Origin of the sequence: Paucilactobacillus wasatchensis (assembly GCF_000876205.1) — a bacterium.
Classification (GTDB): domain Bacteria; phylum Bacillota; class Bacilli; order Lactobacillales; family Lactobacillaceae; genus Paucilactobacillus; species Paucilactobacillus wasatchensis.
This window is the reverse complement of sequence record NZ_AWTT01000014.1, coordinates 1-14,011: the sequence shown is the minus strand read 5'-3', so window position 1 is coordinate 14,011 and position 14,011 is coordinate 1. Positions and strand designations below refer to the sequence as shown.

General features: G+C 38.8%; 12 protein-coding genes, 1 tRNA gene and 1 pseudogene. 4 read left to right on the top strand and 10 right to left on the bottom strand.

The features are described 5' to 3' along the window. Positions 1–72 precede the first annotated feature (72 nt). Positions 73–160 (top strand) — tRNA-Ser (locus WDC_RS03725). Between the two features lie 77 nt (positions 161–237). Here the strand turns inward: WDC_RS03725 and WDC_RS03720 are convergent. From WDC_RS03720 to WDC_RS03700, 5 genes and pseudogenes are all read right to left on the bottom strand, one after another. Further along, entirely contained in the window at positions 238–1,014 is a 777-nt protein-coding gene (locus tag WDC_RS03720) for an SDR family oxidoreductase (RefSeq protein WP_052497787.1), read from the bottom strand. Between the two features lie 212 nt (positions 1,015–1,226). Then, positions 1,227–1,862 (bottom strand): annotated as a pseudogene (locus WDC_RS03715) (SDR family oxidoreductase). 12 nt (positions 1,863–1,874) lie between these two features. Next, a complete protein-coding gene (locus WDC_RS03710; RefSeq protein WP_044010464.1) occupies positions 1,875–2,993 on the bottom strand; it encodes an NADH-dependent flavin oxidoreductase in 1,119 nt (372 codons plus the stop codon). 76 nt (positions 2,994–3,069) lie between these two features. Beyond that, positions 3,070–3,447 carry a MerR family transcriptional regulator gene (locus WDC_RS03705; protein WP_044010463.1) on the bottom strand — a complete coding sequence of 126 codons (378 nt, stop codon included), beginning with the start codon at positions 3,445–3,447 and terminating at the stop codon, positions 3,070–3,072. Between the two features lie 99 nt (positions 3,448–3,546). After that, positions 3,547–4,278: an SDR family oxidoreductase gene (locus tag WDC_RS03700; RefSeq protein ID WP_044010461.1), complete on the bottom strand. Its 732-nt coding sequence runs from the start codon at positions 4,276–4,278 to the stop codon at positions 3,547–3,549. Between the two features lie 226 nt (positions 4,279–4,504). Here WDC_RS03700 and WDC_RS03695 point away from each other — a divergent pair, with 226 nt between their 5' ends. After that, complete coding sequence (locus WDC_RS03695; protein WP_044010460.1) at positions 4,505–5,374, top strand: DegV family protein; 870 nt, start codon at positions 4,505–4,507, stop codon at positions 5,372–5,374. 73 nt (positions 5,375–5,447) lie between these two features. Here WDC_RS03695 and WDC_RS03690 read toward each other — a convergent pair whose 3' ends face one another. Continuing rightward, positions 5,448–5,702 (bottom strand): hypothetical protein, encoded by a 255-nt coding sequence (locus WDC_RS03690; RefSeq protein ID WP_044010459.1) that lies wholly within the window; start codon positions 5,700–5,702, stop codon positions 5,448–5,450. A 209-nt stretch (positions 5,703–5,911) separates the two neighbouring features. Beyond that, complete coding sequence (locus tag WDC_RS03685) at positions 5,912–9,166, bottom strand: DEAD/DEAH box helicase (protein ID WP_044010457.1); 3,255 nt, start codon at positions 9,164–9,166, stop codon at positions 5,912–5,914. 138 nt (positions 9,167–9,304) lie between these two features. On the opposite strand from WDC_RS03685, the gene WDC_RS03680 reads away from it, so the two are divergent. Together WDC_RS03680 and WDC_RS03675 are read left to right on the top strand one after the other, a co-directional pair. Beyond that, a complete protein-coding gene (locus tag WDC_RS03680) occupies positions 9,305–9,742 on the top strand; it encodes a MarR family transcriptional regulator (RefSeq protein WP_044010494.1) in 438 nt (145 codons plus the stop codon). A gap of 61 nt (positions 9,743–9,803) precedes the next feature. Then, positions 9,804–11,150 carry a dihydrolipoyl dehydrogenase family protein gene (locus WDC_RS03675; RefSeq protein ID WP_044010456.1) on the top strand — a complete coding sequence of 449 codons (1,347 nt, stop codon included), beginning with the start codon at positions 9,804–9,806 and terminating at the stop codon, positions 11,148–11,150. Between the two features lie 72 nt (positions 11,151–11,222). Here WDC_RS03675 and WDC_RS03670 read toward each other — a convergent pair whose 3' ends face one another. The 3 genes from WDC_RS03670 to WDC_RS03660 form a co-directional block, all read right to left on the bottom strand. After that, complete coding sequence (locus tag WDC_RS03670; RefSeq protein ID WP_044010455.1) at positions 11,223–11,426, bottom strand: helix-turn-helix domain-containing protein; 204 nt, start codon at positions 11,424–11,426, stop codon at positions 11,223–11,225. 10 nt (positions 11,427–11,436) lie between these two features. After that, positions 11,437–11,916: a DUF2975 domain-containing protein gene (locus tag WDC_RS03665; protein WP_044010454.1), complete on the bottom strand. Its 480-nt coding sequence runs from the start codon at positions 11,914–11,916 to the stop codon at positions 11,437–11,439. A 510-nt stretch (positions 11,917–12,426) separates the two neighbouring features. Beyond that, the gene (locus WDC_RS03660) at positions 12,427–13,791 is read right to left on the bottom strand and encodes an Nramp family divalent metal transporter (protein WP_044010453.1); all 1,365 of its coding nucleotides are present in this window, start codon (positions 13,789–13,791) and stop codon (positions 12,427–12,429) included. Positions 13,792–14,011: the final 220 nt, after the last annotated feature.

The following is a 14,011-nucleotide window of genomic DNA, read 5'->3' as shown; positions in this document are numbered from 1 at the left end:
GGTCGCAATAAACTAAAACTTTAACTTTACGACAGCGAACATGATTGCTATACTAGTTACTGGATCATTTCTGGAGAGTTGGCAGAGTGGTAATGCACCGGACTCGAAATCCGGCGAACCGGCTAATACCGGCGCGCAGGTTCAAATCCTGTACTCTCCTTTGTATAAAAATCAAAAAATGCCGTCAAATCAACATTTGATGGCATTTTATTGTTTAAAAAGCTAGTTATTCAAAATTTATTCAGCAGTTTTCTCAAGCAATTTATGTGTTTCTTGTTTAAGTTTTTCCGCTTTGACCAGGTCAAAAGTTTTCATCGATAAATTAACCGGTTTTTTAACCTTATAAGCAATAAATTGCTTTGCTGGAATCTTATTTAATACCGTAACGATATTTGCTACAACCGTCGCCACATCTCTACCATTCACACGATGCCAAAGCTTCAAAACAAGTTGCATCACTGGATTGACAAAGACAGATCGTGCACCAGCTGTGCGAACTGACATAGGGTTATAAAGAATATATTTTATGTCGCTATTGGTAAAAGAAACGCCCAGTAAGTCATTGAGTCGATTACCATTAAAATTCGCCTTTAAACTGCTAAAATTTTTAAGACTTTGTAAATCCTCAAAGTTAACGGTTCCTCCCATTCCAGGAGTGGCGATGTTTAGAATAAAATCATTTACGGCAATTTGATGCGATAAAATATATCGGCTCAAATATTGCAGCGCAAAAGTAAACTCAAATTTTTCTTCAGTCATCCACGGATTTTTCCGGTATGCTTGCTCAACCGCACAGAGAATCAAGCCGTCGATTTCACCATATTTTTCGTTGATAATCTGGCCTACTCTGTAATTTTCCGATACTAAACTCAAGTCAGCTTGCAGATAGATTGCATTTGCTAATTTGCCCTGCGAACGACTTACAATAACAACTCTATTCCCATTAGCTAAATAATATTTTGCGAGTCCTTCACCTATGCCACGTGTGCCGCCCGTAATTACAATAGTTGTCAAACAATTTCCCCAATCATTTATTTTGTTTGTAATGTGCCTACACAAATAACCCTAATTCAGCACGGTTAATAATACCTATCTGTGCAGTCAAACTCAATTAATTTATCCATTATCTGGTTAAAAATCATCTAACACTTTACTAACAACTTATGACAATATACAGCAAAAATACCGTTCATAAAATGAACGGTATTTTTTTGCTTTAAGAGTAATTAATAGAAGCTTGGTTTATCCCCATTAGTGCCCGGTTTGTCTAGCCCAACGCTGGCCCTAACATCAGTTTCAGGATTACTAATAATATTCGTCACATAATCCGCAACGCTTTTTCGCGAGACTTCAGTTCCTTTAAAAGGCTCGCCTTTTTGCGTTGTTTCATAATCAACTTCATTCTTGTCAGTTAGCCAAGCTGGGCGCAAAATTGTGTAATCTAAATCTGACGCCTCAATTGTTGCTGCTGCTTGGCGATATGGTTCCAGCGATTCCCCAATCATTTGATTATTCCACTCGCCAAATTTACCAGGGATTTCGTCATAAATCCCAATTGAAGTAATAAATATTAGCCGCTTAACATGCTGTTTTTGCATACTTGCAACAATATTCAACGCCGCTTGATCCGCTTGACCGCCCAAATTGGCATATACAACATTCTAATTCAACATTGCCGCATCCAAATCCGACTGATTCAAAGCATCCCCTTCAACTAATCGTTCATTGGACGTATCTAAATCTGTAATTCTTTGACTATCACGCAGAAATAAAGTTAATTTCATATCTTTATTCTGTTTCAACTTGGTTCGCACTAACCTTGCAATTGCACCGTTCGCTCCTATGATTAATACATTTGCCATCACTTAATCCTCCTAATCTGTAAACTTAAAATTAAAAACACCTTGCTTACCTAACTGTTTAACCGCATCAAACATTGTTTTTGGTAAGTTAATCGAAGTTAATTCATTTTCAGACAACGTCAGCGATACCGGTTCATCACTAAATAAATCAGGATTAGCAACCAATGTTTGACCAACAGCCACCAAATCTAGACCACTGTTTAGCGCAGCATCCATTCTGTCCAACGAATTCAGTGAACCTGCCGCCATCAATGGAACTCGCTGGTTAACTAATTTAGCAATTTTTTCAATATACGGCTCATTATCATCATTAACTCGTGAATGATTTGTCAGTGCATCCCCTAACGAAAGATGCAAATAACCGATGTTCTTATCAATTAATCGTTCAAGCAATTCTTCAGTATCACGGAACCGTAATCCATCAGATTCTGGTTCCTCCAGAGTAATCCGGTAACCGATAATGAATTTTTCATCAGCATATTTAGCAACTGTGCTCTTGGTTTCATCAACCACTGCCATCGCAAAACGTAATCGATTATCCAAGCTGCCACCCCATTGATCGGTTCTCTGATTATAATGTGGTGACAAGAAATTTTGAATCAGAAAACCGTGCGCCCCATGAATTTCAATGCCATCAAATCCAGCCTGAATGGCTCGTTTAGTCGCAGCACCGAAAGCTTGAATTACTTGCAAAATTTCATTTTCTTGCAGATCTCGTGGCGTCTGTGCGGGTGCAAATGGTGTTTCTAATGCAGGTACCGCGCTGGAACTAACTACATCCCCATTATTAATAAATTGGGGTAACGCTTTGTCACCAGCATGATTCAATTGCAAAATAGCTTTGGCACCGCCAGTTTTGATTGCACCCGCTAATTTGGTTAATCCGGGAATAAAACGATCGTCATATGTTCCTAATTCGTTAGCAAAGCCGACCCCATTTTCCTGGACGTGACTGGAACCGGTAATCACCATTCCTACACTTTTGGCCCGAGCTCCGTAGTAATTTACCTCTGCATTGGAAACAGTTTGGTCATTATTAGCTGACCATGTCGTCATCGGTGACATCACAATTCTATTGCGCAATACCACATCGTTATTAAGTGTCAATTGCTCTTGTACTTTATTATTCAAGTTCTATGCCTTCTTTCATTTTTTCAACATAGAAAAGAATAAACCTTCAAGTCGACTTGAAGGCAAGTATTTTATATTAATTTTTGAAAATTTTCTCCATTTGCTTAGCATGTTGCTCATAAGTAGCGATTTTATTATCCAGAAAATCGTGCGTATGTTGTAATGTTTTCATTTTTTGTTCCAGTACATTCTGCTGTTCAATAAGAATTTGTTTCCGCTGCGCTGCTGTTTGTTCACCCTGCTGAGCTAAAACAGCATATTCCTTCAAAACATCAATTGAAATATCCGTTTCACGCATGCATTTGGCAAAATTAACCCATTCCAGATCAATTTCGTCATAATCACGATAACCACTAGTATTGCGATGAACTGGTGGAATCAACCCCACCTCTTCATAATATCGTAAAGTAGGCGCTGGCAAATCGAATTTTTCACTAACTGTTTTAATATCCAAGTTGAACCCTCCATTCGCAGATTATATCGTTATCATACAACAATCAGAGCATGAGACCCAGTATCTACGATTACAATTAATCTAAATATTCTTGTTCATCTAAAGCAATTGACCAGCTGGCCGCAAGTAAATCTCGCTCACATTGACTCTGGTTGGCGCAAAAATTGCGTACACAACCGCTTCAGCAACATCCTCCGGGCTTAAGGCAGTGTTTGGTTGTTGCCACGATTCCTTCAACGCTTTTCCAACTGCTTCATTACTTTCAGACAAATAAAGTTCTGTGTTGACTGCACCAGGAGAAATAATTGTCGAACGAATGCCGTTATTATGTTCCTCTTGCTGTAATCCTTCCATGATTGCCCGCACAGCAAACTTAGTCCCACAATAAACGGCATATTCGGGCATCACCAAATGGCCGGCAAGTGAATCTGTTGCCAAAATATGGCCGTAACCCTGCTGCTTCATAACCGGCAGTGCTGCGGAAATGCCGTTAAGTACTCCCATTACGTTGATATTTAACATATTTTTCCATTCAGCATGTCGGTCTTCACTCAAATTTGCGATTGGCATAATGCCAGCATTGTTGTACAGCGCGTCAATATGACCAAACTTGTCTAGGGCCAAATTCATTAACGCTTTAACATCTGCCACAGAGGTTACGTCAGTTTTACGATAAATAACATTGTTGCCTAACTCTGTAGCAAGTTCTTGCAGGCGTTCCTCACGCCGTGCACCAATAACTACTTTTGCTCCCCGTTCAACCAATAATTTTGTCGTCGCTGCACCAATTCCACTAGATGCACCTGTAACTACAACTACCCTTTTTGTCATATACAATCATCCTTTCTTTTTTAACACAAACATATCTAGGCTTTCAAGTCGACTTGAAGGCAAGCCATTTTGAGTTGATTTTTTCAAAAAACATTTCTGCGGTAATAATCATAAGCATTAATATTGGCGGGCATAAATTTTATCAACAAAATTTTGAACAGATTCTACCAGAACAAACCTAAATGGCGTAAAATGTAAGTATAATTTGCAAACAGAGGAGTACATTATGTATCAGATATTAACAGACTCAGGTCTTGATTTACCCTACCAAACCCTTGCAGATAGCAACGTTGATTTTGTTTCAATGCATGTGGACATTGATGGCAAAATCTACAAAGATGATCTGGAACACAAGTTCGTCCTGAACCATTTTTACCAACAGATTGACAATGGTGTGATGCCATCTACAACGCAGGTTAACATTGGCCAATTTATCGAGTTTTTCAAACCTTACGTCCAGGCAAGCACCCCGATTTTATACTTAGGATTTTCTTCTGGCTTGAGCGGCACCTTCAACAGCGCCCAACAAGCCAGGGAAGTTTTACTAAGTGATTATCCAGAGGCACAAATCTATTTGGTGGACTCGCTGGCAGCCAGCTGTGGCGAAGGATTAATGGTACTAGACGCCATTGATAAAAGAAATGCGGGCATGCCAATCGACGAACTGGCCAACTGGTTGACAACTAAGCGACTATTCTATCGTCAATGGTTTACTGTTAACGATCTTAATTACCTATATCATGGCGGTCGCGTTTCACGCACTTCAGCTACTCTTGGCTCCCTTCTTCACATTAAGCCAGTAATGGACGTAGATACAAACGGCCATTTACGAGTGGTTAAAAAGGCTCGCTCGCGCAACAAGTCATTAGAAGCTCTAGCGCAAAACACGCTGGCAACAATTGCCAATCACAAAAATCCTAGAATTATTATTGCCACCACTAAGGCAGATGATGCTGCTAAAGTTATTCAATCCATAATTATTGCCAGTATTCCGCAAGCACAAGTGTTAATCGAACATATTGGCCCGACGATTGGTAGCCATACTGGTTTAGGCTGTGTGGCAGTTTTCTCACTAAGCAAATCAGAGCGACAGTGAGCATATGGAACACAATAATTGAAATACTTGTATGTAACAAAAAGCCCACTAAATTAGTGAGCTTTTTTATTACTTAGACAATTGCCGGTTCAACTAACCAACCATCATCTAATAACTGGTGATATTTACGTCCAATTGGCACCCACAAACGTGCTTGTAATATACTAACTAATTCATCCCAAAATAGTGGGTCATTTGTTTCCGTATCCGACAAATTAACTTTTAAAAATTGGCCTGTTTCTGTTTTGGCAATGACAAATGGATAAAATACCCGGATAATTTGTGCGGCAACTATGTTTTGTATTTTTTCATCGCGGTCTAATAACATTAATACCACTCCTTCTTTTTTAAGTTGATACTAGTGTATAAAATCAACGGAACAAAAAGAAGTGGATTTAAACAAAGTTAATCTGAACAAGGCTAACTTAAGCAACTTCTAGTAATATTCACATAAAAATTCAAAATATACTATTTTATTCAATAAAAACTTACTTTCGCACCTAATTTAATGCGTAATTAACAGATTACTGTACACATTTAAATCCCCAAAATTACCCGCACTTCCTCTTCGGTCAATGTTCCTTTGTTTTCGGTACCACTTAGAACTTGATCGACAAAATTCCGTTTCTTTTCCTGCAGTTTGTAAATTTGCTCTTCAATTGTCCCCTTCGTAATCAAGCGGAACACATCCACTTTGTTCTTTTGACCAATTCGATGAGCTCGGGCTGTTGCTTGGTCTTCCACGGCTGGATTCCACCATAAATCTACCAAAATAACCATATCCGCACCGGTTAAATTTAATCCTGTTCCACCGGCCTTTAGTGAAATCAAGAAAATGTTTTTATCACCTTTATTAAATGCATTTACCATCGCTAATCGGTCTTTAGGCTTCGTATTTCCTTGAATCATAAATGTATCTAATCCTTGGGCTGTCAATTTGCGCTCAATAATATCGAGCATCCCCGTAAACTGTGAAAAAATCAGTACATGTCGATTATTATCTTGGGCTTGTCGTAAAATTTCGCTTAGTTGCTCAATTTTACCAGATTCAGCCCGATAATCATCTAGATATAATGCTGGTGTGTCACAAATCTGGCGTAAGCGCGTTAATCCGGCTAAAATTTCAAGCTTATTTTTCACAAATGTAGTACCAGACATTCCCTTTACTTTAACCTGCATCTGTTTCAACTGAGCCAAATAAACGGTTTTTTGTTCCTTGGTTAGCTCATTGTATAAATTAGATTCAACTTTTTCAGGTAATTCTGTTAAAACGGTTGCCTTTTCTCGCCGCATAATGAATGGCTTCACCCTCACGGCCACTTCTTGTGGCATTAATTTTTTGAACGCTTTTTTACTGGGTAAGAGACCTGGCATGACAATCTCAAAAATTGACCATAACTCCTCTACTCGATTTTCAATTGGGGTTCCAGATAGTGCAAACGTGTTTTTAGGCGTTAATTTACGTAAGCTTTGACTGGTCTTCGTACTCGAGTTTTTAACATATTGCGCCTCATCTAAAATCAAATAATTAAGTGTTAATTTCTGATAATCTGCAATATCAGACCGTGCACTATTATAACTAGTAATTAAAATATCCGCAGTGGAATCGTTAATTAACTCTCGCCGATTTTCCTTGGTACCATCGACAACGTCCACATTAATTGCTGGTGCAAATTTTTTGAATTCTGCTTGCCAATTGTAAATCAGTGACGCTGGTGACACTACAAGATTTGTCTTGTCCGCTTCCAGATGGTTAATCAAAAATGCAATCATTTGTAGTGTTTTACCAAGTCCCATTTCATCGGCCAAAATGCCACCAAAATTATAAGAATCAAGCATCTCTAACCATTTAATTCCAGTGGTCTGGTACGGCCGCAAATTAGCATTAACTGGCTTGATCTGCTCAAATCTAAATTTTTCTGGATGGGCTAAATTAACAGTTAATTGTTGAAACTTTTGGTCAAACTGGGCCGAATCGCCTAATGCCGCTTGAATGGCTAGCGCCTGAGAAGCATGCACCTGAACTTTACCATTTTTTATTTTTCCCTGCTGGCGAATCTTGACCAGCGCAGCAGACACCTTTTTAAATGACTCATCGACCACTAAAATTGATCCATCTGGCCGTTCAATATATGGTCGCTGAACGTCCTCTAACTGTTCGAGGATCCCGTCAACCTCGTCTTCACCAATTCCAGCAACCGAAAATTCAATGGTTAAAAAACCACCCGTTTCGGCTACGTTGATATTGGGAATCAATTCAGTAGCATCATTCACTAAATTTTGTAGTTCATCGGAAATAGTAACAATGCCATTTTGACGCAAGTTAGGAAGTTCGCGAACAATAAAATCATACATAACTTCTGCGTCCACAAACTCTTTTTGCCAGTGATTGTCGTTATTAATCGAAGTAAAATCTAAATTCAATAAATACCGCTGTGCTTGCTTTTCCTTGGCTAGGTTTCGTCTGACTGGTGCACTCTCGTCAGTCGAATATTCAAACGAAAGCTGTAGTTCAAGTTGATCCTCATTCTTGTTCAAATCAAAATGAGGGGTCATATCACTAACAAAGAGTTCTTCCGGCGCCGTCATAATTCCAACTGTCTTAAACAGTTCAACGAATTTGTTGAGTTGCGTTTCACTGCCAGCCGGAAAATGCAGCACGCTAGCATCTGAAGCTTCTTTCAAGCGCCACTGGTAACGTCGCATTTCATCAGTTACAGCATGGTATCTATCCAAAATTTGACTGATGGTTTTCATTTGTGGCAAGTTGAGTTGATAGATTTGATTTTCATTCACCGCGAGCATGTTGGCTTCAACGTATAACTGTAAGTTTGTTTTAATGGTTAAATTATAACCATCGGCGACAGTTTCAATTTTACCCAGTAACAACCCATCATCCGGAGCAAACTTTTTTTGTTCGATTTGGTGATAATATGGCTGGCCCATCACAGGATGAAATCTAAAGTTTGGTAATTCGGCACTTTTTTTGAGTACTTGTTGCACGGAATTAGTCGGTAGTAAAAAATATTTGGCCTTGTCGAATTCGGCATTTTCAACGACGGGTTCTTGCCCGGCTAAAATCAAATAGTCCAATAATTCGCGTTCTGGCTTTGCAAAGACACTACCACGCAGTTCAAAAATCCGCTTGCCACCCGTTTTATAGCCCGTCTCGGTTTGATATGCTTCCAAAAAAAGATTGATGTTATTGACCACATAAAACTTTTGTTCAGCAATATCTGCCACCCGCAAACTAAGAAAGAACCGGTTTTGAAAATGGCCTGCACTAATACTTTGATATACCTCTGCAATCTCCAATGTCACTTCAATCGTCAAATGATCGACTTCATTTGCACTTGGCAACTCAAAATATCGCCTTGACGGTAGTTTCAGATCCTCTAAAAACAACTGACCACTTTCATCGCCCATTCTGGTTTCACGGTCTCTAAAAAAACGAAACGTGTCAGCTGATTTAGTCTTGCCAAAATCAGTAGCATCGTCGATTGGCTCAACCCCACTATCAAACAACTCCTCAATGGGACGCTTCTGTTGTTTTAATAACTCAATCACCGCCGCAACATGTTTGCAGTAACCATTACCTTCGAAAAAAGGGCAATCACAATCGTCAAACTGATTTAATCTTTCTCGTACATAAACATGATAAGGATGTGTGCCATAAACAGTTGCTTGCGCCGTCTGCTGACTACGATCAATATCCTCAATCGTGACATTTCCGGCTGCAGCAATTGCTCTTCCTCGCTGCCAATATTTAGCCGCCATCGTTCTTTTTTTCATTTCATTACCCCGATTTAAATCCGATTTTGCCGTTATTCCATTCTACTAGCTAATTTTTGAAAAGTAAATTTTGTTATTGCAAAATTAATATTCTAAGTGCATACTAATCGCGCACGATTGAAAAGAGGGATAAAATTGATTAACGATGAAATGCAATTAACCAACCAACTTTGTTTTTCCATTTACAATGCTAGTCGTCTATTCAACAAGTTTTACCAACAGGCACTCGAACCATTTGCCTTAACCTACCCCCAGTACTTAGTATTACTGTCATTATGGGAACATGATGAACAAAACCTGCACGAATTAGGGACAGAATTAAACTTAAATAGTAACACACTCACACCCCTACTGAAACGATTAGAAAAAGCTGGTTGGGTGGCAAGATTTCAACCGGAGTCGGACCGACGTCAACTTAAAATCAAATTAACACCACTAGCAAACGAGCAACAAAAACATATTTACAAGGCAATTGATAAGTGTGTCAGTCACCAGCAACTTGATATCGACAAGTATCGAGCTGCTTTGGCTATGAATAATGAACTGGTAGAGGCATTAGCAGAGACTTTGGCATAATTGCCTTTTTTATTACTCAAATCAGTCGTGCACGATTAAAGGTCAAATGGAGGAATTTAGAATGAAAAATTATGATGTTATTTTTATCGGTAGTGGCCATGCTAACTGGCACGCTGCAGTCACTTTAAAACAAGCGGGCAAATCAGTAGCGATGATTGAAAAAGATCAAATTGCTGGTACTTGCACAAATTATGGCTGCGACCCTAAGATTTTATTGGATGGACCGTTTGAGTTACTTGCTCAGCTAAAGCAATACAATGGAATTGGTGTAACTGACAACACAGCCATCAATTGGACTGAGTTGATGGCATATAAACATAAAGCAATTGACCCACTACCATTGCAAATGACTGCCTTATTCAATCAATTAGGAATCGACATTGTTATGGGTGCTGCTAAATTGATTGATACTAATACAGTAGCCGTAAATGAGCAAAAATTGACCGCTAAAAATATCGTCATCGGTACTGGTCAACGCCCTGCAAAACTGAACATCCCCGGACGAGAATTCTTACATGATAGTCGTGATTTTCTTGATTTAGAAACCATGCCTCAGAAAATCACATTTATTGGCGCTGGTATAATTTCATTAGAATTTGCTACAATTGCCGTTGAGCTAGGATCTACCGTTGAAATTATTGAATTTGCAGACCATGCTCTCAGCTCCTTTGATCAATATCACGTTGCCAAATTAGTCGCTAAGCTTGAAGCAGCCGGCGTAAAATTTCACTTTAATGAAGCTGCCGCTCAAGTTATTGCCAAGGGCGATCACTTTGAAATCAGTACTACCAACAATCTTCAAATCAAAACTGATTATGTCATTGACGCCACCGGCCGCATTCCTAATATTGAAAATATTGGACTCGAAGAAATTGCTATTCAAACAACTCGTGGTGGTATTGTTGTCGACGACCACTTACGAACATCAGTTAACAATATTTATGCGAGTGGTGATGTGATTGATAAGCAAATCCCACGGCTCACACCCACAGCGACATTTGAATCTAACTATATTGCCCAACAACTACTAGGAAATGACACAGCAATCAACTACCCAGCAATTCCTTCGGTTGTCTTCTCACTGCCACGGTTGGCACAAATTGGCGTTACAACACGAGAAGCCGAAGCGTCAGACAAGTATCACACCCAAGTGGTTCCTTACGGTAAGCAATTGCTATTCCAGTATAAAAATGAAGTTGACGCTGAACTAACACTAATTTTAGATCAAGATAATTATTTAGTTGGGGCCAATATTTATGGTAATGATGCTCCTGACTTAATTAATCTGATTACCATGATTATCGATGGCCATTTATCCGCCACTGCACTCGATCAGATGATTTTCGCCTTTCCGAGTTCTTCTATTGGTGTGATTAGTTTAATTAGTACTTTATTACATCGTGATTAATAAAAAAGATGGAGCGCTGCTGAACACAAATTTGTGTTCAAGCAGGCTCCATCTTTTTTGGATAAATGACTATTATGCCTTAAATTCCAAAATGTCCCCCGGCTGACAATCTAACGTTGCACAGATTGAAGCAAGCGTAGAAAAACGAATTGCCTTTGCCTTACCTGTTTTCAAAATCGACAAATTAGCCATTGTAATACCAACTTGCTGAGCTAACTGAGTCAAACTCATTTTCCGTTTGGCTAACATTACGTCTAAATTAACTACAATCTCCATTTTGGCCACCTCAAATCGTCAAATCATTTTCAGATTTGTAGTTAACTGCATTCGCCAACAACTTTTGTAACAGCGCCGCAAAAACACTAATGACAATTGCGGCACCCGTTAAGATAATTCCAATTGCCAACACTCCTGGAGCATCCATATGATCCGCCGCCACGTATAACGATGGCAATTCTAGCACGTAGACAATTCCGATGCCTGCTGAAAAAAATTTGATTAATCGTAAAATTGAAACTGTGACTTGTGAAAACGCATTGTCATGATCAATTAACAGTAAAATTTTATACGATTGCCACGTTATTAACCAAAATAAAATCGCCGTGGCGGTCACACCGATTGCGCCACCAATAAACAAATAACTATACCGATTGTGAAATTCAATTGCCACTTGAATTAATGCTGGAATGGCAAAAAACGAGCCAACTAAGACGGCAATTGCTAGTGCAACAATCACTAGCTTTAAAAAGATGGTTTCTTTGCGCATGATTATCTTCCTCCTTGCTAATTAATGTTATTATAGCAATTGTTTTATCGAATAACAATAAATAATTATTGTTTATCGCTGTGCTACAGTTTATTAGTTAAATTGAAACTAAAACCAAATTAGACCATAACTAAATAGACTTAACGCCCTCCACAAACTAGCCTTATAGTGGCTAAATCAGCTTTCCGGTCATTCATATCTTTGAAAACGTGTTCGTTGAAGCTGACGATTAGCAATATTTATTTAACCCGCCTCAGCTTTCAGACATTGGAGCAATTCACAACTCGGGCTGGTTACACACGTACAAGTAAAGTGCACAAAGAAATTTGCCCCTCCGATTTTCGGCGGGTACCTGAAGCAAAACGTAAAACAATTTTGCGTGTCACCCCTCGTCCAGCTGAAAAATAGTAGAGCAATTTTTTTCGTGTAAAATTAAAACATTCAATAACAAGTTCGGTTTGTTAAAAAAAAGGCAACTACCAATTAGCCGGTAGTTGCCGATACAAAATCTTATATTTCACTGATTGTTTGCGCAATCAAGTACACATTCAAAATAATCAAAATAATGGTTGCTGCCCAGGCACTATATTTTACCCAGGCCTTATTGGCAAATTCACCCATTAATTTCTTATTACTGGTATACATCACTAACGGAATGACCGCAAATGGTAATGCAACACTCAAAAATACTTGTGATAGTGTCAGTAATTCTTCAATTTTTGCTTCGTTACCGTGATAGTAAAAAGCAAAAATCAACACGGGTGTTACTGCTAGTAAACGAGTAGCTAACCGTTGAACCCACAGTGGTAATTTCAGTCGAATGAATCCTTCCATGATAATCTGACCTGACAACGTTCCAGTAATTGTTGAACTTTGACCGGAAGATAACAAAGCAACTGCGAACAACATACTTAAAAATGGACTAGCAATTGCGCCAACAATTTGACTATCACTCAAGGCGTGGAACAAATCTACAAATCGACCCAGTGAACTATTAGTACCGTAAAAAAGAGCAGCTCCCAAAATCAATAATAAACTATTAACAATAAATGCAATAAACAGTTGAACATTAGAGTCAATCGTAGCAAATTTGATTGCTTTAGCCACATTCTCGCTCTTACTGCGATCCACTTCCCGGGTCTGCGAAATCGATGAACCAAGGTATAAATTATGCGGCATAACGGTTGCCCCAACGATTCCTAGTGACAGGAATAACATTGGTTGGTTGGTAATAATTTTGTCTGATGGAATATAACCTTTTAAAATTCCGCCAATGCTCGGTTGCGCCAATAGTACTTCGTATGCAAAGACCATCAAAATAACAGCGACTAGTGTTGCTACAATTGCTTCAATTTTGCGGAATCCTAGTTTCATCAGCAAAAGTAAAACTAAAACGTCCGCCGTCGTAATCAAAATACCCACAATTAACGGTAGATTAAAGAGTAACTTTAGCGCAATCCCTGAACCAATAATTTCAGCCATATCAGTGGCCATAATTGCTAGTTCAGTAACAATCCACAAAAAAATTCCCATTCCTTTGGAAGTTCTTTCGCGAGTCAGTTGAGCTAAATCACGCCCGGTGACTATTCCTAACTTTGAAGCCATTGATTGCAACAGCATTGCAATCAAACTTGAAATTAAAATTACCGCAAGTAATGTGTATTTAAACTGTGCTCCACCAGCAATTGAAGTAATCCAGTTACCTGGATCCATGTAACCAACTGCGACTAAAACACCTGGTCCAATGTAGGCCGAAAAGGTTCTCCAAAAGCCTGCATTTTTTGGAACACTGATACTGCCATTGATTTCGTCCAAACTCTTACTATTCGAACTAGTTGTTGCCACAACTTCTTTTTCTGATTTATTTGTTTTCACGTTAGAGCCTCTTTCCTATTGGTTTAGAAATTCGGTGGTCTTGAAACAAGCAATCTGTAAAATAACTCAATTGATATAACTTCAAACATGCACTCAATTTAACCCCATATCAATATGTTATTTTTCTTTGAGATTCTTAATGTATTTAACTGCCGAACAGCGAATTAAGTATCTATATTACACCTCCAAAAATATTTGAACACTTGCAAAGCCACTAACG

Bases quoted from the DNA above. Each gene is read 5' to 3' on its own strand.
- WDC_RS03700 (WP_044010461.1), bottom strand. From the start codon at position 4,278: ATGACAAAAAGGGTAGTTGTAGTTACAGGTGCATCTAGTGGAATTGGT.
- WDC_RS03695 (WP_044010460.1), top strand. From the start codon at position 4,505: ATGTATCAGATATTAACAGACTCAGGTCTTGATTTACCCTACCAAACC.
- WDC_RS03690 (WP_044010459.1), bottom strand. From the start codon at position 5,702: ATGTTATTAGACCGCGATGAAAAAATACAAAACATAGTTGCCGCACAA.
- WDC_RS03685 (WP_044010457.1), bottom strand. From the start codon at position 9,166: ATGAAAAAAAGAACGATGGCGGCTAAATATTGGCAGCGAGGAAGAGCA.
- WDC_RS03675 (WP_044010456.1), top strand. From the start codon at position 9,804: ATGAAAAATTATGATGTTATTTTTATCGGTAGTGGCCATGCTAACTGG.
- WDC_RS03670 (WP_044010455.1), bottom strand. From the start codon at position 11,426: ATGGAGATTGTAGTTAATTTAGACGTAATGTTAGCCAAACGGAAAATG.
- WDC_RS03665 (WP_044010454.1), bottom strand. From the start codon at position 11,916: ATGCGCAAAGAAACCATCTTTTTAAAGCTAGTGATTGTTGCACTAGCA.